This is a genomic window from Escherichia sp. KTE31 (genome assembly GCF_000407925.1).
GTDB classification, from domain to species: Bacteria; Pseudomonadota; Gammaproteobacteria; order Enterobacterales; family Enterobacteriaceae; genus Escherichia; species Escherichia ruysiae.
On the sequence record NZ_KE136722.1, the window covers coordinates 195,837 to 215,915 of the forward strand.

12 protein-coding genes are annotated in these 20,079 nt (G+C 53.3%); 9 read left to right on the top strand and 3 right to left on the bottom strand.

The genetic code is table 11. From position 1 onward, the window contains the following. Nucleotides 1–9 precede the first annotated feature (9 nt). The 7 genes from bcsB (at nt 10) to WES_RS19860 (ending at nt 12,923) form a co-directional block, all read left to right on the top strand. Complete coding sequence (gene bcsB, locus WES_RS19890) at nt 10–2,349, top strand: cellulose biosynthesis cyclic di-GMP-binding regulatory protein BcsB (protein ID WP_024195082.1); 2,340 nt, start codon at nt 10–12, stop codon at nt 2,347–2,349. Nucleotides 2,350–2,355: 6 nt separating this feature from the next. After that, nucleotides 2,356–3,462, top strand: a complete 1,107-nt coding sequence (gene bcsZ / locus WES_RS19885) for a cellulose synthase complex periplasmic endoglucanase BcsZ (protein ID WP_024195083.1) — start codon at nt 2,356–2,358, stop codon at nt 3,460–3,462. Further along, a complete protein-coding gene (gene bcsC, locus WES_RS19880) occupies nt 3,444–6,917 on the top strand; it encodes a cellulose synthase complex outer membrane protein BcsC (protein WP_016235146.1) in 3,474 nt (1,157 codons plus the stop codon). The genes bcsZ and bcsC overlap by 19 nt, the downstream gene beginning before the upstream one ends. 81 nt (nt 6,918–6,998) lie before the next feature. Further along, a complete protein-coding gene (gene hmsP / locus WES_RS19875) occupies nt 6,999–8,987 on the top strand; it encodes a biofilm formation regulator HmsP (protein WP_077637386.1) in 1,989 nt (662 codons plus the stop codon). 182 nt (nt 8,988–9,169) lie between these two features. Then, nucleotides 9,170–10,456, top strand: a complete 1,287-nt coding sequence (gene dctA / locus WES_RS19870) for a C4-dicarboxylate transporter DctC (RefSeq protein WP_000858209.1) — start codon at nt 9,170–9,172, stop codon at nt 10,454–10,456. Nucleotides 10,457–10,675: 219 nt separating this feature from the next. Continuing rightward, nucleotides 10,676–12,172: a M16 family metallopeptidase gene (locus tag WES_RS19865; protein ID WP_016160021.1), complete on the top strand. Its 1,497-nt coding sequence runs from the start codon at nt 10,676–10,678 to the stop codon at nt 12,170–12,172. Nucleotides 12,173–12,341: 169 nt separating this feature from the next. Continuing rightward, the gene (locus WES_RS19860) at nt 12,342–12,923 is read left to right on the top strand and encodes a hypothetical protein (RefSeq protein ID WP_016160020.1); all 582 of its coding nucleotides are present in this window, start codon (nt 12,342–12,344) and stop codon (nt 12,921–12,923) included. Here WES_RS19860 and kdgK read toward each other — a convergent pair. Then, complete coding sequence (gene kdgK, locus WES_RS19855) at nt 12,895–13,824, bottom strand: 2-dehydro-3-deoxygluconokinase (protein WP_000037563.1); 930 nt, start codon at nt 13,822–13,824, stop codon at nt 12,895–12,897. The genes WES_RS19860 and kdgK overlap by 29 nt on opposite strands. 231 nt (nt 13,825–14,055) lie before the next feature. Between kdgK and pdeH the strand changes: the two genes are divergently transcribed. Next, the gene (gene pdeH, locus WES_RS19850; protein WP_000621120.1) at nt 14,056–14,823 is read left to right on the top strand and encodes a cyclic-guanylate-specific phosphodiesterase; all 768 of its coding nucleotides are present in this window, start codon (nt 14,056–14,058) and stop codon (nt 14,821–14,823) included. A gap of 69 nt (nt 14,824–14,892) precedes the next feature. Continuing rightward, on the top strand, nt 14,893–16,953 hold the full coding sequence (locus WES_RS19845; protein ID WP_016160019.1) for an AsmA family protein: 2,061 nt from the start codon (nt 14,893–14,895) through the stop codon (nt 16,951–16,953). Nucleotides 16,954–17,307: 354 nt separating this feature from the next. Here WES_RS19845 and WES_RS19840 read toward each other — a convergent pair whose 3' ends face one another. Continuing rightward, on the bottom strand, nt 17,308–18,630 hold the full coding sequence (locus tag WES_RS19840) for an MFS transporter (RefSeq protein WP_016160018.1): 1,323 nt from the start codon (nt 18,628–18,630) through the stop codon (nt 17,308–17,310). Nucleotides 18,631–19,022: 392 nt separating this feature from the next. After that, on the bottom strand, nt 19,023–20,036 hold the full coding sequence (yhjD, locus tag WES_RS19835; protein WP_000191243.1) for an inner membrane protein YhjD: 1,014 nt from the start codon (nt 20,034–20,036) through the stop codon (nt 19,023–19,025). Nucleotides 20,037–20,079 lie beyond the last annotated feature (43 nt).

Sequence of the window (20,079 nt, forward strand, 5' to 3'; positions counted from 1 at the left end):
GATAACGCGATGAAAAGAAAACTATTCTGGATTTGTGCAGTGGCAATGGGGATGAGCGCATTCCCCTCTTTTATGACGCAGGCGACGCCAGCAACGCAACCACTGATCAATGCTGAGCCAGTTGTTCCTGCCCAGACGGAACAAAATCCGCAGGTGGGGCAGGTGATGCCGGGCGTGCAGGGAGCGGATGCGCCAGTCCTCGCGCAGAACGGCTCTTCGCGTGATGTGAAGCTGACCTTTGCGCAAATCGCGCCGCCGCCGGGTAGCATGGTGCTGCGTGGTATCAACCCGAACGGCAGCATTGAGTTTGGTATGCGCAGCGACGAAGTGGTGACGAAGGCGATGCTCAATCTCGAATACACGCCATCGCCGTCATTGCTGCCAGTTCAGTCGCAGTTAAAGGTTTATCTCAATGATGAACTGATGGGCGTGCTGCCAGTGACTAAAGAGCAGTTGGGTAAAAAGACGCTGGCGCAAATGCCGATTAACCCGCTGTTTATTACCGACTTCAACCGCGTGCGGCTGGAGTTTGTCGGTCATTATCAGGATGTGTGCGAAAACCCGGCCAGCACCACACTTTGGCTGGATGTCGGGCGCAGTAGTGGACTGGATCTGACGTATCAATCACTGAATGTGAAGAATGACCTGTCGCACTTCCCGATTCCGTTCTTTGACCCACGCGATAACCGTGCTAACACCTTACCGATGGTCTTTGCGGGCGCGCCGGATGTTGCTCTGCAACAGGCTTCCGCCATTGTTGCCTCGTGGTTTGGTTCCCGTTCCGGCTGGCGTGGGCAGAACTTCTCGGTACTCTATAACCAGCTTCCCGATCGCAATGCGATTGTTTTTGCGACTAACGACAAACGCCCGGACTTCCTGCGCGATCATCCGGCGGTAAAAGCCCCGGTGATTGAGATGATCAACCACCCGGAAAATCCTTACGTCAAACTGCTGGTCGTGTTTGGTCGTGACGACAAAGACCTGTTGCAGGCAGCGAAAGGTATCGCCCAGGGCAATATTTTGTTCCGTGGCGATAGCGTAGTGGTGAATGAAGTCAAACCGCTGCTGCCGCGTAAGCCATACGATGCGCCGAACTGGGTGCGTACCGATCGTCCTGTCACCTTTGGCGAACTAAAAACCTATGAAGAGCAGTTACAGTCCAGCGGTCTGGAACCAGCAGCGATTAACGTTTCGCTAAATCTGCCGCCAGATCTCTACCTGATGCGCAGTACCGGTATTGATATGGATATCAACTATCGCTACACCATGCCGCCGGTGAAAGACAGCTCGCGGATGGATATCAGCCTGAACAACCAGTTCCTGCAATCATTTAACCTGAGTAGCAAACAGGAGGCGAACCGCCTGCTGCTGCGTATTCCGGTATTACAAGGTTTGCTGGACGGCAAAACGGATGTCTCTATTCCGGCGTTGAAGCTGGGGGCGACCAACCAGCTGCGCTTCGACTTTGAGTACATGAACCCGATGCCGGGCGGATCGGTGGATAACTGTATTACCTTCCAGCCGGTGCAGAACCATGTGGTGATTGGCGACGACTCTACCATCGACTTCTCGAAGTATTACCACTTCATCCCGATGCCGGATCTGCGCGCGTTTGCCAATGCGGGCTTCCCGTTCAGCCGGATGGCGGATCTGTCGCAAACCATCACCGTAATGCCGAAAGCGCCCAACGAAGCACAGATGGAAACGCTGCTAAATACCGTTGGCTTTATCGGCGCGCAGACGGGCTTCCCGGCGATTAACCTGACCGTGACCGATGATGGCAGCACCATTCAGGGTAAAGATGCCGACATCATGATCGTCGGTGGTATCCCGGACAAATTAAAAGACGACAAGCAGATTGACATGCTGGTACAGGCCACCGAAAGCTGGGTGAAAACGCCAATGCGCCAGACGCCATTCCCCGGCATTGTGCCGGACGAAAACGACCGTGCGGCAGAAACTCAGTCAACGCTGACCTCTTCCGGCGCGATGGCTGCGGTGATTGGCTTCCAGTCACCGTATAACGACCAGCGCAGCGTGATTGCTCTCCTGGCTGACAGTCCGCGCGGTTACGAAATGCTTAACGATGCGGTGAACGATAGCGGCAAACGCGCCACCATGTTCGGCTCGGTAGCCGTGATCCGTGAATCTGGCGTTAACAGTTTGCGTGTCGGCGACATCTATTACGTTGGACATCTGCCGTGGTTCGAACGTTTGTGGTATGCACTGGCTAATCACCCGATTCTGTTGGCGGTGCTGGCGGCAATCAGCGTGGTGTTGCTGGCCTGGGTACTGTGGCGTCTGCTGCGTATCATCAGCCGTCGTCGTCTTAACCCGGATAATGAGTAATTGATGATGAATGTTTTGCGTAGTGGAATCGTGACGATGCTGCTGCTGGCTGCCTTTAGTGTTCAGGCAACCTGTACCTGGCCTGCCTGGGAGCAGTTTAAAAAGGATTACATCAGTCAGGAGGGACGCGTCATTGACCCCAGTGATGCGCGCAAAATTACCACCTCCGAAGGGCAAAGTTACGGCATGTTCTTTGCTCTGGCGGCTAACGACCGTGCTGCTTTCGATAACCTTCTCGACTGGACACAGAACAATCTTGCCCAGGGCTCGTTAAAAGAGCATTTGCCCGCCTGGCTATGGGGCAAGAAAGAGAATGCGAAGTGGGAAGTGCTGGACAGCAACTCAGCCTCTGACGGTGATATCTGGATGGCCTGGTCACTGCTGGAGGCCGGTCGATTGTGGAAAGAGCAACGTTATACTGACATTGGCAGCGCGTTGTTAAAACGCATTGCGCAAGAGGAAGTGGTGACAGTGCCGGGGCTGGGTTCCATGCTGTTACCGGGCAAAGTGGGCTTTGCCGAGAATAACACCTGGCGTTTTAACCCGAGTTATCTGCCTCCGACGCTGGCGCAGTATTTCACCCGCTTTGGCGCACCGTGGACCACGTTGCGCGAAACCAATCAACGTTTATTGCTGGAAACCGCCCCGAAAGGCTTTTCGCCAGACTGGGTACGTTATGAGAAAGACAAAGGCTGGCAGTTAAAGCCAGAGAAAACGCTGATCAGCAGTTACGACGCTATTCGCGTCTATATGTGGGTTGGCATGATGCCCGACAGCGATCCGCAAAAAGCGCGGATGCTCAACCGTTTTAAACCGATGGCGACATTCACCGAGAAAAACGGCTATCCGCCGGAGAAAGTTGATGTCGCTACGGGTAAAGCGCAGGGTAAAGGGCCAGTCGGCTTTTCTGCGGCTATGTTGCCATTTCTTCAGGATCGTGATGCCCAGGCCGTACAGCGTCAGCGTATTGCAGATAACTTTCCTGGTAGCGATGCCTATTACAACTACGTGTTGACCCTGTTTGGACAAGGCTGGGATCAACACCGTTTCCGCTTCTCGACAAAAGGTGAGTTATTACCTGACTGGGGCCTGGAATGCGCAAATTCACACTAAATATTCTTACGCTTTCCCTCGGTCTGGCCGTGATGCCGATGGTCGAGGCGGCACCAACCGCCCAGCAACAGTTGCTGGAACAGGTTCGTGTGGGCGAAGCGACCCACCGCGAAGACCTGGTGCAGCAGTCGCTGTATCGTCTGGAACTTATTGATCCGAATAACCCGGATGTCGTTGCCGCCCGTTTCCGTTCTCTGTTACGTCAGGGCGATGTTGATGGTGCGCAAAAACAACTCGAACGATTGTCGCAATTAGCGCCGAGTTCAAATGCGTATAAATCATCGCGTACCACAATGCTGCTTTCCACGCCGGATGGTCGCCAGGCACTGCAACAGGCACGATTGCAGGCGACGACCGGTCATGCGGAAGAAGCAGTGGCGAGTTACAACAAACTGTTCAACGGTGCGCCGCCGGAAGGTGACATTGCTGTCGAGTACTGGAGTACGGTGGCGAAAATTCCGGCTCGCCGTGGCGAAGCGATTAATCAGTTAAAACGCATCAATGCGGATGCACCGGGCAATACGGGCCTGCAAAACAATCTGGCGCTATTGCTGTTTAGTAGCGATCGGCGTGACGAAGGCTTTGCCGTTCTGGAACAAATGGCGAAATCTAACGCCGGGCGCGAGGGGGCTTCTAAAATCTGGTACGGGCAGATAAAAGATATGCCCGTCAGCGACGCCAGCGTGTCGGCGCTGAAAAAATATCTCTCTGTTTTTAGCGATGGCGATAATGTGGTGGCAGCGCAATCGCAACTGGCAGAACAACAAAAGCAACTGGCCGATCCTAATTTCCGCGCCCGTGCGCAAGGTTTAGCCGCTGTGGACTCAGGCATGGCAGGTAAAGCCATTCCCGAACTGCAACAGGCGGTGCGCGCTAACCCGAAAGACAGTGAAGCCCTTGGGGCGCTGGGGCAGGCGTATTCCCAGAATGCCGATCGCGCTAATGCGGTGGCGAATCTGGAAAAAGCCCTCGCGCTGGATCCGAACAGCAGCAACAACGACAAATGGAACAGTCTGCTGAAGGTGAACCGCTACTGGCTGGCGATCCAGCAGGGCGATGCTGCGCTGAAAGCCAATAATCCCGACCGGGCAGAACGCCTGTTCCAGCAGGCGCGCAATGTCGATAACGCCGACAGCTATGCGGTACTGGGGCTGGGTGATGTGGCGATGGCACGTAAAGATTACCCCGCTGCCGAACGCTATTATCAGCAGACTTTGCGTATGGACAGCGGCAACACCAACGCCGTGCGCGGGCTGGCGAATCTTTATCGCCAGCAGTCGCCGGAAAAAGCCGAAGCGTTTATTGCCTCGCTTTCTGCCAGCCAGCGGCGCAGCGTTGATGACATCGAACGCAGCCTGCAAAACGACCGCTTATCACAGCAGGCGGAGGCACTGGAAAATCAGGGTAAATGGGCACAGGCGGCAGCACTTCAGCGTCAGCGTCTGGCGCTCGATCCCGGCAGTGTGTGGATTACTTACCGGCTTTCGCAGGATCTCTGGCAGGCCGGGCAACGCAGCCAGGCCGATACGTTAATGCGCAGCCTGGCGCAACAGAAGCCGAACGACCCGGAGCAGGTTTACGCTTACGGACTGTATCTTTCCGGTCACGACCAGGACAGAGCCGCGCTGGCGCATATCAACAGCCTGCCGCGCGCGCAGTGGAACAGCAATATTCAGGAACTGGCAAACCGCCTGCAAAGCGATCAGGTACTGGAAACCGCCAGCCGCCTGCGTGAAAGCGGTAAAGAGGCAGAAGCGGAAGCGATGCTGCGCCAGCAGCCACCGTCCACGCGCATTGACCTCACCCTGGCCGACTGGGCACAGCAGCGACGTGATGACACCGCTGCCCGCGCGGCGTATCAGAATGTCCTGACGCGGGAGCCAGCTAACGTTGATGCCATTCTTGGGCTGACGGAAGTGGATATCGCCGCCGGCGACAAAGCGGCGGCACGCAGCCAGCTGGCGAAACTGCCCGCCACTGACAATACCTCTCTGAATACACAGCGGCGCGTGGCGCTGGTACAGGCGCAGCTTGGCGACACCGCAGCGGCGCAGCAGACGTTTAACAAGCTGATCCCGCAGGCAAAATCTCAGCCGCCGTCGATGGAAAGTGCGATGGTACTGCGTGATGGTGCAAGGTTTGAAGCGCAGGCGGGCGAGCCAAAGCAGGCGCTGGAAACCTACAAAGACGCGATGGTCGCATCCGGTGTGACGCCGACGCGTCCGCAGGATAACGACACCTTTACCCGTCTGACCCGTAACGACGAGAAAGATGACTGGCTGAAGCGCGGCGTGCGCAGCGATGCGGCAGATCTCTATCGCCAGCAGGATCTTAACGTCACCCTTGAGCACGATTACTGGGGCTCGAGCGGCACCGGTGGTTACTCCGACCTGAAAGCGCACACCACCATGTTGCAGGTGGATGCACCGTATTTTGACGGACGGATGTTCTTTCGCAGTGATTTCGTCAATATGAACGTCGGCAGTTTTTCCGCCGACGCTGAGGGTAAATGGGATAACAACTGGGGCACCTGTACGTTGCAGGACTGTAGCGGCAACCGCAGCCAGTCAGATTCCGGCGCCAGCGTGGCGGTCGGCTGGCGAAATGACGTCTGGAGCTGGGATATCGGCACCACGCCGATGGGCTTCAACGTGGTGGATGTGGTCGGCGGCATCAGTTACAGCGACGATATCGGGCCGCTTGGTTACACCGTTAACGCCCATCGTCGCCCCATCTCCAGTTCCTTGCTGGCCTTCGGCGGGCAGAAAGACTCCCCGGGTAATACCGGGAAAAAATGGGGCGGTGTGCGTGCCGATGGCGTGGGGCTAAGTCTGAGCTACGATAAAGGTGAAGCGAACGGCGTCTGGGCATCGCTTAGCGGCGACCAGTTAACCGGTAAAAATGTCGAAGATAACTGGCGCGTGCGCTGGATGACGGGCTATTACTATAAGGTCATCAACCAGAATAATCGCCGTGTGACCATTGGCCTGAACAATATGATCTGGCATTACGACAAAGACCTGAGTGGGTACTCACTCGGTCAGGGCGGTTACTACAGCCCGCAGGAATACCTGTCGTTTGCCATACCGGTGATGTGGCGTGAGCGGACGGAAAACTGGTCGTGGGAGCTGGGTGCGTCTGGCTCGTGGTCGCATTCGCGCACCAAAACCATGCCGCGTTATCCGCTGATGAACCTGATCCCGACGGACTGGAAAGAGGATGCCGCCAGCCAGACCAACGCCGGCGGCAGCAGTCAGGGCTTTGGCTACACGGCGCGGGCGTTACTTGAGCGTCGCGTCACGTCCAACTGGTTTGTCGGCACGGCGATTGATATCCAGCAGGCGAAAGATTATGCGCCCAGCCATTTCCTGCTCTACGTGCGGTATTCCGCCGCCGGATGGCAGGGCGACATGGATTTACCGCCGCAGCCGCTGATACCTTACGCCGACTGGTAAGTTTTCAGATAGCGCCTCTCTTAATGCCGCTGCGATCGGGTATACTCGGGCGGCAATCTGGGATTTCCGGGGGGAGACAATTTGCGCGTTAGTCGCTCGTTAACAATTAAGCAGATGGCAATGGTGGCGGCCGTTGTCATGGTGTTCGTTTTTGTTTTTTGCACTGTTTTGCTGTTCCATCTGGTACAGCAGAATCGCTATAACACGGCTACGCAACTGGAAAGCATTGCTCGCTCTGTCCGCGAACCCTTATCTTCCGCCATTTTAAAAGGTGATATTCCTCAGGCGGAAGCTATTCTTGCCAGCATAAAACCAGCGGGCGTGGTCAGTCGCGCCGACGTAGTGCTGCCTAATCAGTTCCAGGCACTGCGTAAAAGTTTTATTCCAGAGCGACCGGTGCCGGTGACGTTCACCCGACTGTTTGAGTTACCGGTACAAATCTCGCTGGGCGTCTATTCGCTGGAACGTCCTGCTACCCCGCAGCCGATTGCTTATCTGGTGTTACAGGCAGATTCCTTCCGCATGTACAAGTTCGTGATGAGCACTGTCTCTACGTTAGTGACCATTTACTTACTTTTGTCTCTGATCCTGACGGTGGCGATTAGCTGGTGCATTAATCGACTGATATTACATCCTTTACGCAATATCGCTCGTGAGCTAAACGCCATTCCACCGCAAGAGATTGTTGGCCATCAACTGGCCTTGCCGCGTCTGCACCAGGACGACGAAATCGGTATGCTGGTGCGCAGTTACAACCTCAATCAGCAACTGTTGCAGCGCCATTATGAAGAACAGTGCGAAAACGCGATGCGTTTCCCGGTGTCGGATTTGCCAAACAAAGCCTTGCTGATGGAGATGCTGGAACAGGTGGTCGCACGTAAACAAACCACCGCACTGATGATCATCACTTGTGAAACGCTACGTGATACTGCTGGCGTGCTGAAAGAGGCGCAGCGGGAAATCCTGCTACTGACGCTGGTGGAGAAAATCAAATCGGTGCTGTCGCCACGCATGATCCTCGCACAGGTCAGTGGCTATGACTTCGCTGTGATCGCTAATGGTGTACAGGAACCGTGGCACGCTATCACATTAGGTCAGCAAGTGCTCACTATCATGAGTGAACGCTTGCCGATTGAACGTATTCAGCTACGTCCGCACTGTAGCATCGGTGTGGCGATGTTTTATGGCGATCTCACTGCCGAACAACTTTATGGTCGTGCTATTTCGGCGGCATTTACCGCTCGTCATAAAGGGAAGAATCAGATTCAGTTCTATGATCCACAGCAGATGGAAGAAGCTCAACAACGTTTGACGGAAGAGAGCGACATTCTTAATGCACTGGAAAATCATAAGTTTGCTATTTGGCTACAGCCGCAGGTGGAGATGACCAGCGGCAAACTCGTCAGCGCGGAAGCGTTGCTGCGCATCCAGCAACCGGATGGCACATGGGAACTGCCGGATGGCTTAATCGATCGTATTGAGTCCTGTGGGCTGATGGTTACCGTCGGTCATTGGGTGCTGGAGGAATCCTGTCGATTGCTTGCTGCCTGGCAAGAGCGCGGCATTATGTTGCCATTATCGGTGAATCTCTCGGCGCTACAGTTGATGCACCCAAATATGGTGCCGGATATGCTGGGGTTATTAACTCGTTATCGTATTCAGCCTGGAACGTTGATCCTGGAGGTCACGGAAAGCCGACGCATTGATGACCCTCACGCGGCGGTGGCGATCCTCCGTCCGCTGCGCAACGCCGGCGTACAGGTGGCGCTGGATGATTTCGGCATGGGTTACGCAGGGCTGCGTCAGTTGCAGCATATGAAATCGTTGCCAATAGACGTGCTGAAAATCGACAAAATGTTTGTTGAGGGCTTACCGGAAGATAGCAGCATGATTGCTGCAATTATCATGCTGGCACAAAGCCTGAATCTGCAAATGATTGCTGAAGGCGTAGAAACGGAAGCGCAACGCGACTGGCTGGCAAAAGCAGGTGTTGGTATTGCCCAGGGCTTCCTTTTTGCCCGTCCACTCCCCATCGAAATCTTCGAAGAGAGTTACCTGGAAGAAAAGTAGCTACCCCAAACTGATTACAAAACTTTAAAAAGTGCTGGTTTGTGCGAGCTAGCTCAAACTTTTTAACCTTTTTGTTTCAATTATGATCCAGGTACATTTCTGTGATGTTGTCTGGGTGTTATTTTAAGGCCGCAGGTACCCCATAACCTTACAAGACCTGTGGTTTTACTAAAGGACACCCTATGAAAACCTCTCTGTTTAAAAGCCTTTACTTTCAGGTCCTGACAGCGATAGCCATTGGTATTCTCCTTGGCCATTTCTACCCTGAGATAGGCGAGCAAATGAAACCGCTTGGCGACGGGTTCGTTAAGCTCATTAAGATGATCATCGCTCCTGTCATCTTTTGTACCGTCGTAACGGGCATTGCGGGCATGGAAAGCATGAAGGCGGTCGGTCGTACCGGCGCAGTCGCACTGCTTTACTTTGAAATTGTCAGTACCATCGCGCTGATTATTGGTCTTATTATTGTTAACGTCGTGCAGCCTGGCGCCGGAATGAACGTCGATCCGGCAACGCTTGATGCGAAAGCGGTAGCAGTTTACGCCGATCAGGCAAAAGACCAGGGCATTGTCGCCTTTATTATGGATGTCATCCCGGCTAGCGTCATTGGCGCATTTGCCAGCGGTAACATCCTGCAGGTGCTGCTGTTTGCCGTACTGTTTGGTTTTGCGCTCCACCGTCTGGGCAGCAAAGGCCAACTGATTTTTAACGTCATCGAAAGTTTCTCGCAGGTCATCTTCGGCATCATCAATATGATCATGCGTCTGGCACCCATCGGTGCGTTTGGGGCGATGGCGTTTACCATCGGTAAATACGGCGTCGGCACGCTAGTGCAACTGGGGCAGCTCATTATCTGCTTCTACATCACCTGTATCCTGTTTGTGGTGCTGGTACTGGGTTCAATCGCTAAAGCGACCGGTTTCAGTATCTTCAAATTTATACGCTACATCCGTGAAGAACTGCTGATTGTGCTGGGAACATCATCTTCCGAGTCGGCGCTGCCGCGTATGCTCGACAAGATGGAAAAACTCGGCTGCCGGAAGTCGGTGGTGGGGCTGGTTATCCCGACAGGCTACTCGTTTAACCTTGATGGAACATCGATATACCTGACGATGGCGGCGGTGTTTATCGCCCAGGCCACTAACAGTGAGATGGATATCGTCCACCAAATTACGCTGTTAATTGTGTTGCTGCTCTCTTCCAAAGGGGCGGCTGGGGTAACGGGCAGTGGCTTTATCGTGCTGGCGGCGACACTCTCTGCGGTGGGCCATTTGCCGGTGGCGGGTCTGGCGCTGATCCTCGGTATCGACCGCTTCATGTCAGAAGCCCGTGCGCTGACTAACCTGGTCGGTAACGGCGTAGCGACCATCGTAGTTGCTAAGTGGGTTAAAGAGCTGGACCACAAAAAACTGGATGATGTGCTGAATAATCGTGCGCCGGATGGCAAAACGCACGAATTATCCTCTTAATCTCACCACTTATGCCCGCACTCCCTTCCCCGAGTGCGGGTGTTTGCGCATAATTGCCCCCTGTGCCCGAACTTACCACCTGGGTGAGTTCGGGTTTATTTCACTTCCTCCGTGACATTTTCATGTTCTTGCGGTCTAACACGAAGTGTTTTTAACGTCATTTAGGCTGACCGATAGCGGGCAGTCTTTTATTACCAGGATAGTTGATCAGGGGTTCACATGCAGGGCACAAAAATTCGACTTTTAGCGGGCGGTTTGCTGGTGATGGCCACTGCTGGCTATGTGCAGGCAGATGCGCTCCAGCCTGATCCAGCATGGCAACAGGGGACGCTCGCCAACGGTTTACAGTGGCAAGTGCTGACCACGCCCCAGCGTCCCAGCGATCGTGTTGAAATTCGCCTGCTGGTTAATACCGGTTCGCTCGCCGAAAGCACCCAACAGAGCGGTTACAGTCATGCCATTCCTCGTATTGCGCTGACGCAAAGCGGTGGTCTGGAAGCGGCACAGGCACGTTCATTGTGGCAGCAGGGGATCGACCCTAAGCGCCCGATGCCGCCGGTGATCGTCTCTTACGACACCACGCTGTTTAATCTGAGTTTGCCAAATAATCGTAACGATCTGCTGAAAGAGGCGCTCTCTTATCTGGCGAATGCGACCGGCAAGCTGACCATCACACCAGAAACGGTTAACCATGCGCTGCAAAGCCAGGATATGGTGGCAACCTGGCCTGCCGACACTAAAGAAGGCTGGTGGCGCTATCGCCTGAAAGGATCAACTTTGTTAGGTCACGATCCTGCCGATCCGCTGAAAAAGCCCGTTGAAGCGGAAAAGATTAAAGATTTCTACCAGAAATGGTATACCCCAGATGCAATGACGCTGCTGGTGGTGGGAAACGTTGATGCGCGCTCGGTTGTAGACCAGATCAACAAAACGTTTGGCGAACTGAAAGGCAAACGTGAAACACCGGCTCCGGTGCCGACGCTTTCTCCGCTGCGTGCGGAAGCGGTGAGCATTATGACCGACGCGGTGCGCCAGGATCGGTTATCTATCATGTGGGACACGCCGTGGCAGCCAATTCGTGAATCTGCCGCACTGCTGCGCTACTGGCGCGCGGATCTGGCTCGTGAGGCGCTGTTCTGGCATGTTCAGCAAGCATTAAGCGCCAATAACAGCAAAGACATCGGCCTTGGATTCGATTGCCGTGTGCTGTATCTGCGTGCGCAATGTGCCATCAACATCGAGTCACCAAACGACAAGCTGAACAGCAACCTTAATCTGGTGGCGCGTGAACTGGCGAAAGTCCGCGACAAAGGTCTGCCGGAAGAAGAGTTCAACGCCCTGGTCGCGCAAAAGAAACTGGAGCTGCAGAAACTGTTTGCCGCCTATGCACGGGCTGATACCGATATTCTGATGGGGCAGCGGATGCGTTCACTGCAAAATCAGGTTGTCGATATCGCACCGGAGCAATATCAGAAACTGCGCCAGGATTTCCTTAACAGTCTGACGGTAGAGATGTTAAATCAGGATCTGCGTCAGCAGTTGTCGAACGACATGGCGTTAATTCTGCTGCAGCCGAAAGGCGAGCCGGAATTTAACATGAAATCGTTGCAGGCTGCCTGGGATCAAATCATGGCGCCATCGGCCACGGCTGCGGCGACGTCTGTCGCCACGGATGATGTGCATCCTGAAGTGACGGATATTCCACCCGCGCAGTAATAAATAACCCGGCAGCGTTTCTTCTGCGCTGCCGGGATTAACGGTAATGAATATACCCGCAGATATTTTTCCGGGCACGGCGGTAGCGTGCGGATAATTACTGACTGCTGTGGTTTATGTAAAAGGGTGTAACCACACTTTGTGAACGTAACGTGCTAAAGGAATATAAATGCGCTACAAAGTCACACTGTTCTTGCCGATCATGATTCTCTGTTTAACAGCTCTCTATTCCTGCAACAAAAATTTTCTTTTACTTTTGGATGCGAATAATATTTATGTCAGTACAAGAAATAATATCGATAAAGACAAGGTAAAAATAGAATTCGGTATCAGTGTCAACACGATCAACCGAGAAACGGATGCCGAATTATTTGCTGACAGAGATAAGTATACAGTTCTCTTCGACGGTAACCTGAAAAACAGGATGATAAACGAGTACGGCGAAAATGATTTTTTAATTACCTATGATGATCGCTGCTATTTATCATTTCGTCAATTTAAAACCAATCGTCGTCATCAACATGATTATTATTTTGACTTCTTTAACACTAATGGGAATGTCTTCGTCACGGTCGAAATTAAAGGTGAGAACCCGCTTAAATTTACGCGTAGTTTGAATGATATGCGTCAGCAGTTTATTTCAAATCATCAGCCCCGCTCGGTTCATCCCTGCAAGAAGATTAACGGAGAACGAATATCTACCCGTTCTCCGCCAAAAATCATTACGCTGGCATCGCCTCACGCGGGATAATCGCGCCGCGATACTGGATAACCGTACTTGCAGTCAAATGTCCGCGTTTTGCCGCTTCTTCTGCACTTCCCCCGGTCAGGCGTACCGCCAGATAACCGGCGCTGAAAGAGTCACCCGCAGCGGTGGTGTCGATCACTTTTTCTTTCGGCAGTTTCACCGCTGGAACATCCACTAACCCTTCGCCAGCAATAGAAACCAGGCAAGAATCCGCCCCGCGTTTTACTACCACTTCTTTCACGCCTGCGTTATGGGTGCGCGCAATGACGTCTTCCACCGGCTGTTGACCCCACAGCGCGTCTTCATCGTCCAGCGTCAGGAAGGCGATATCTGTGCATTCCAGCATTTGCTGGTACACCTGCTGCGTCTCTTCTTTGCTCGCCCACAGGCGCGGACGGTAGTTATTGTCGAAAATGACCTTCCCGCCGTTGGCGCGGCATTCGCGCAACAGAGAAAGCAGCTTCTCGCGGCTGGTCGGGCTTAAGATCGCCAGGCTAATCCCGCTAAGGTAAAGGTAATCGAAATTCGCCAGCTCTTCACAAATCGCTGCTGACTGCTCGCTCTCCAGCCAGAATTTAGCAGCGGCTTCGTTACGCCAGTAGTAGAAAGTGCGTTCGCCAGTGCTATCGGTTTCAATGTAGTAAAGACCCGGCAGGCGGTTTTCCATCCGTTGGGTCAGGGAAGTATCGACGTTCTCGCCGTGCCAGGCGTCCAGCATCTGCTGACTAAAACTGTCCGTTCCCAGCGCCGTTACGTAATGAACGGTTAATGCCGCAGGATCGACCTGACGAGCGATATAGACGGAAGTGTTCAGGGTATCGCCGCCGAAACCGCGCTTAACGTCTGCGCCTTTCTCGGAAAGCTCAATCATGCATTCGCCAATCACGGCAATCTTTTTGGACATAGTCGTGAACCTGATCTGTAAAAAATTAGCGTTAGTTTGCGCTGTGGTGGTTTGCTGGTCAACTATATTAAAACACTGTTCCATTATTTTTTTGAGCCAGAACGTATTCCTGGAAGATTCCGTCGTTACGTGGGCAAATTAACTTCTCTCTGGCGGTAAAGTTCTGCCGTGGCGCGCCGATAATATTTGTCGAGTCCGGGCAGCATCACTTTTAAACACAGGACATCTTCGATGATAAGGCAGGTTATCCAGCGAATAAGCAACCCTGAAACAAGCATCGAGAGCTTGCAGGAACGGCGTTTTTGGTTGCAGTGTGAGCGCGTTTATACCTGGCAGCCGATTTACCAGACTTCCGGACGATTGATGGCCGTGGAGCTTTTAACCATTGTCACGCATCCTGATAATCCCTCGCAACGGCTGCCGCCAGATCGTTATTTTGCCGAAATCACCGTCAGGCATCGTATGGATGTGGTGAAAGAACAGATTGATTTACTGGCGAAAAAAGCTGCGTTCTTCGTTGAGCACGGCCTGCTGGCATCGGTTAATATTGATGGACCTACGCTTCTTGCCCTACGTCAGCAGCCGGAAATTTTGCGCCAGATTGACCGTCTTCCCTGGCTGCGTTTCGAACTGGTGGAACACATCCGTCTACCGAAAGATTCAACGTTTGCTTCGATGTGCGAATTTGGCCCACTGTGGCTGGATGATTTTGGCACCGGGATGGCAAATTTCTCTGCGCTAAGTGAAGTGCGTTACGACTACATCAAAATCGCTCGCGAACTGTTTGTGATGTTGCGCCAGTCGCCAGAAGGTCGCACGCTCTTTTCCCAGCTTTTGCATTTGATGAACCGCTACTGCCGTGGGGTGATCGTCGAAGGTATCGAGACTGAGGAAGAATGGGGCGATGTGCAAAATTCTCCCGCATTCGCCGCACAAGGCTGGTTTCTTTCACGTCCGGCACCAATAGAAACGCTGGACTCAGTGGCGCTGGCTCTGTAAGCCCCCTCATTTTCTGCCTGGCTGGACTATCTTTAGGACTGGCACAGGAAGAATGTGAGGAAGCGAACTATGAGCAAAGCAGGCAAAATAACCGCTGCGATTTCAGGGGCTTTCTTGTTGTTGATCGTCGTGGCGATCATTTTGATTGCAACGTTTGACTGGAACCGTCTCAAACCGACCATCAACCAGAAAGTCTCTGCGGAACTGAATCGCCCCTTCGCCATCCGTGGCGATCTGGGCGTGGTGTGGGAACGGCAAAAGCAGGAAACCGGCTGGCGTAGCTGGGTGCCGTGGCCTCATGTACACGCACAAGACATCATTCTCGGCAACCCGCCGGATATTCCCGAAGTGACGATGGTACATTTACCGCGCGTAGAAGCGACGCTGGCTCCGCTGGCGTTGCTGACTAAAACGGTCTGGCTGCCGTGGATCAAGCTGGAAAAGCCCGACGCGCGCCTGATTCGCCTCTCGGAAAAGAATAACAACTGGACGTTTAATCTCGCCAACGATGACAACAAAGACGCGAATGCGAAGCCGTCGGCGTGGTCGTTCCGCCTGGATAATATTCTGTTCGATCAAGGTCGGATCGCCATTGATGACAAAGTAAGCAAAGCGGATCTGGAAATTTTTGTCGATCCGTTAGGTAAGGCGCTGCCGTTCAGCGAAGTTACCGGATCGAAAGGTAAAACGGATAAAGAGAAGGTGGGCGATTACGTTTTTGGCCTGAAAGCGCAGGGGCGTTATAACGGCGAATCGCTCACGGGTACGGGAAAAATAGGCGGTATGCTGGCGCTGCGTGGCGAAGGAACACCGTTTCCGGTGCAGGCTGATTTTCGCTCTGGTAATACCCGTGTTGCTTTTGATGGCGTCGTGAATGACCCAATGAAAATGGACGGCGTCGATTTACGGCTTAAATTTTCCGGCGATTCGCTGGGTGATCTCTATGAACTGACAGGCGTTCTGCTGCCCGATACCCCACCGTTTGAAACCAATGGTCGGCTGGTAGCGAAAATCGACACTGAAAAATCGTCGGTCTTTGATTATCGCGGTTTTAATGGGCGAATTGGCGATAGCGATATCCACGGTTCTCTGGTCTACACCACCGGCAAGCCGCGACCAAAGCTGGAAGGTGACGTTGAGTCGCGGCAGTTACGGCTGGCTGATTTGGGGCCGTTGATTGGCGTTGATTCCGGGAAAGGGGCAGAAAAGTCGAAACGGTCTGAACAGAAGAAGGGCGAAAAAAGCGTTCAGCCTGCGGGCAAAGTGCTGCCTTATGACCGCTTCGAAACTGATAAATGGGACGTTATGGATGCCGATGTTCGCTTCAAAGGCCGACGTATCGAGCATGGCAGCAGTTTGCCGATTAGCGATCTTTCAACCCATATCATCCTCAAAAACGCTGACCTGCGCCTGCAACCGCTGAAATTTGGTATGGCGGGCGGCAGCATTGCGGCGAATATTCATCTGGAAGGGGACAAAAAACCGATGCAGGGGCGGGCGGATATACAGGCTCGTCGACTGAAGCTGAAGGAGCTGATGCCGGATGTAGAACTGATGCAGAAAACGCTGGGAGAAATGAACGGCGATGCTGAACTGCGTGGTAGCGGTAACTCGGTGGCGGCGCTTTTAGGCAACAGTAACGGCAACCTGAAACTGTTGATGAATGACGGGCTGGTGAGCCGTAACCTGATGGAGATTGTTGGGCTGAACGTCGGAAACTACATTGTCGGTGCGATTTTCGGTGATGATGAGGTGCGGGTGAACTGCGCGGCGGCGAATCTGGATATCGCTAACGGTGTGGCACGCCCGCAGATTTTTGCTTTCGATACTGAGAACGCGTTGATTAACGTTACCGGCACGGCAAGCTTTGCTTCGGAGCAACTGGATTTGACTATTGATCCGGAGAGCAAAGGGATTCGTATTATCACGCTGCGTTCGCCGCTGTATGTGCGTGGCACGTTTAAGAACCCGCAGGCTGGCGTGAAAGCCGGGCCGTTGATTGCTCGTGGTGCTGTTGCGGCGGCGCTGGCAACGCTGGTGACGCCTGCGGCGGCGTTACTGGCGCTGATTTCGCCTTCAGAAGGTGAAGCTAATCAGTGCCGGATGATTTTGTCGCAGATGAAGAAGTGATGAGGGGGGATTGTGTTTGCTGGTGAGTTCGGAAACAGCGTGTTCCCCTCACCCTAACCCTCTCCCCAAAGGGGCGAGGGGACTGTTTTTTGTGTGTTGAAACAACGAGTACCGCTTTTCCGTTCACTTTCTGGCGAGGGAACTGTTTCGTGCGTGTTGAAACAGCGAGAGCCGCTTTTCCGTTCACTTTCTGGCGAGGGGACTGTTTTGTGCGTGTTGAAACAACGAGAGCCGCTTTTCCGTTCACTTTCTGGGGGGAGGGCTGTTATGTTCGCGATGTAACATCTCGCTCCGCTTTTCTCCCTCTCCCTTTCAGGGAGAGGGCTGGGGTGAGGGTGGCAGCCCGCACGATACTTACAACGACTGATGTCGCGTCTCATGCGTCAGCAGCAGGGCAATTAACGTCAAGCCAGCCATTGTCGCCAGATATAACCCCACTGCACCTAGCCCGTAGTTAGTCTGCAACCAGGCTGCGATATACGGCGCAACGGAAGCCCCAAGAATCGACGATACGTTGTAAGAGAACGATGCCCCGGTGTAACGCACTTCCGTCGGGAACAGCTCTGGCAACAGCGCGCCCATCGGCCCGAAGGTCAGTCCCATCAGACTTAACCCCAACAGCAGGAAGGCAAAAACCAGAATTGGGTTACCAGAACCGAGCAGTGGGTTAAAGGCGAACAGCGCAAACAGGATGATAAGCGTCGTGATGATTACCATGCTTTTACGACGACCAAAGGCATCTGCCAGCAATCCGGCGACTGGCACCATCACACCAAAACCAATTACTGCCATCATCAGCATCCACAGCACTTCGTTACGCGGCAGGCCAAGCCCGACAGGCGCGGCGGCGGTACTGAAGGTCATCGAGTAGACAGTCATGATGTAAAACAGCGTGTAGGTTGCCAGCATGATGAAGGTGCCGAGCACCGTGACGCGCACGTGTTTGGTCAGCAGTGTACCCAGCGGGATCTTCACCTGTTTTTTCGCTTTTGCGACTTTCTCAAACACCGGTGATTCATGCAGCGAAACGCGGACATACAGGCCGATAATCACCAGCACCGCCGAGAAGATAAACGGCACGCGCCAGCCCCAGCTCATAAACTGCTCGTCCGTCAGTAGCCACGAGAGCAACAGGAAAGTACCGTTGGCAAAGAAGAAGCCAATTGGGGCGCCCAGCTGCGGGAAAGAGCCGTAAAGCGCACGTTTGCGCGGCGGGGCATTTTCAGTTGCCAGCAGCGCCGCACCGCCCCATTCACCGCCTAATCCCAGCCCCTGACCAAATCGAGCCAGCGCCAGCAACAGCGGGGCGAAAATACCAATCGTGGCGTAGCCCGGCAACAGACCAATCACCACCGTCGAAATCCCCATCGTTAGCAAAGAGGCGACCAGTGTCGCTTTACGTCCAACGCGATCGCCGAAATGACCAAATACGGCAGAGCCGATGGGGCGCGCGACGAAGGCAATGGCGAAGGTGGCAAGCGATTGTAGGGTCGCTGCCGCCGGGTCGCCCTGCGGGAAGAAGATATGCGGGAACACAATGACGGCTGCAGTGGCGTAAATGTAAAAGTCGAAGAACTCAATGGCTGTACCAATGAGGGAGGCAACAAGGACTTTATTACGCGAGTTTACCGGCGTGAATTCCTGGTTATTTTCGAGTGTTGTGGCTGTTGCTTGCATAATCTTTTCTTATTTTTTGGCTAACGAATAGCCATATTACGCACAGCAAAAGTGATATTTCAATGTGTAACAAATCGCGAAAATGGTCAAAAACCAAGCAAAAAGGGGATAATGTTTAGGCTAATGATTTTTCTTCTATGAAATGCTTCACACAATTTCATAAATAGTCAATAAAACTGGTTTCAGGTTAAATAAAAGTTACCGACTGGATTTATATGCTGGGGTTATGAGTTGGAATGAAATTGTTTGCTCCTAAATAGCTGGCTTAAGAGGCTCTGGGAAGAGTTTCAAGAGGTTATGTGCGCATTATAGCCGGATGCGATGCTGGCGCATCTTATCCGGCCTACGGGGAGTCAGGCCGGATAAGGCGTTTACGCCGCATCCGGCATATTTTAAGGCTGTGTTTTCCCCGGCATTCGCGGGTCATCTTTATACTCGGCGGTGGCAATCCACGCCGCGCAAAACAGCGTCAGACGAGCGAAGAAGTAGAAAAATGCCATCAGCCCCAGCACGGAACCAAATGCTGCGCCAGATGGGGATTTCATCAACGACGGCAGGGTATACGTCATCACAATTTTAATCACTTCAAAACCAATCGCTGCGAGGAACGTCCCGCGAATCAGCGCCTTTCTACGCGGACGGTGGCGCGGCAGGCGCCAGAAGATCCAGAAGAAAAGCAGATAGTTGGCAAAGATAGAAATCGCCAGACCAATCAACCGCCACGTCGGTTTCAGCCACTCAATGCTATTAAGGTGCAGCGCGCTAATAATCATTTGTTGCGCAGAACCGGCAACGGAAGTGATTGAGAGCGTCACAATCAGCGCAATCAACAAACCAATCAGCGAAATAAAGTCACGCAGATATTTTACCCAGAACTTCTCCTGATCTTGCGGCGAACGTTCCCAGACATCGCGCGATTGGGCGCGAATTGCTTCACGTAAATTCCCCATCCAGTTGATGCCGGAGTATAGCGCCACGGCTAACCCAACAAGTCCTACGGTAGTACGCTGCTGAACGGCAGTGTTGATGGTGTTTTTCAACGTGGCGGCAAGCGTCGGATCGCTGATGTTTTGCAGAATCTTGTCGAAGATATCCTGTAACAGCATCGGATGCGAAGCCAGCACAAAACCCCCTGCGGCAAATGACACCATTAAAATCGGGATCATCGACAAAAACGAGAAATAGGTGATGGCCGCGCCAAACTGATTACCAAGCCGATCGTTAAAGCGTTCTGTCGCGCGAATAAGGTGCGCGATGATCGGTTGGCGTTGGATTTTTTCGGCGGTGGTGGTGACGGTTTCCAGTGCCTGACTGACTTTGCCGCCTTTATCGCTATTATCCAGATGCTTAATTGGCTCGTGCTCCAGATCCTGGGTGGGACGTTTGATCTCGTTTTCCTGCGTCATCCGCTCTTTAGTCCTTCTGTCGTTGTCTTTCTTAAAAAGTATA

What these genes read in the sequence shown, in the direction of transcription:
- bcsB (WP_024195082.1), top strand. Translation starts at nt 10, where the DNA reads ATGAAAAGAAAACTATTCTGGATTTGTGCAGTGGCAATGGGGATGAGC.
- bcsZ (WP_024195083.1), top strand. Translation starts at nt 2,356, where the DNA reads ATGAATGTTTTGCGTAGTGGAATCGTGACGATGCTGCTGCTGGCTGCC.
- bcsC (WP_016235146.1), top strand. Translation starts at nt 3,444, where the DNA reads ATGCGCAAATTCACACTAAATATTCTTACGCTTTCCCTCGGTCTGGCC.
- dctA (WP_000858209.1), top strand. Translation starts at nt 9,170, where the DNA reads ATGAAAACCTCTCTGTTTAAAAGCCTTTACTTTCAGGTCCTGACAGCG.
- WES_RS19865 (WP_016160021.1), top strand. Translation starts at nt 10,676, where the DNA reads ATGCAGGGCACAAAAATTCGACTTTTAGCGGGCGGTTTGCTGGTGATG.
- WES_RS19860 (WP_016160020.1), top strand. Translation starts at nt 12,342, where the DNA reads ATGCGCTACAAAGTCACACTGTTCTTGCCGATCATGATTCTCTGTTTA.
- kdgK (WP_000037563.1), bottom strand. Translation starts at nt 13,824, where the DNA reads ATGTCCAAAAAGATTGCCGTGATTGGCGAATGCATGATTGAGCTTTCC.
- pdeH (WP_000621120.1), top strand. Translation starts at nt 14,056, where the DNA reads ATGATAAGGCAGGTTATCCAGCGAATAAGCAACCCTGAAACAAGCATC.
- WES_RS19845 (WP_016160019.1), top strand. Translation starts at nt 14,893, where the DNA reads ATGAGCAAAGCAGGCAAAATAACCGCTGCGATTTCAGGGGCTTTCTTG.
- WES_RS19840 (WP_016160018.1), bottom strand. Translation starts at nt 18,630, where the DNA reads ATGCAAGCAACAGCCACAACACTCGAAAATAACCAGGAATTCACGCCG.
- yhjD (WP_000191243.1), bottom strand. Translation starts at nt 20,036, where the DNA reads ATGACGCAGGAAAACGAGATCAAACGTCCCACCCAGGATCTGGAGCAC.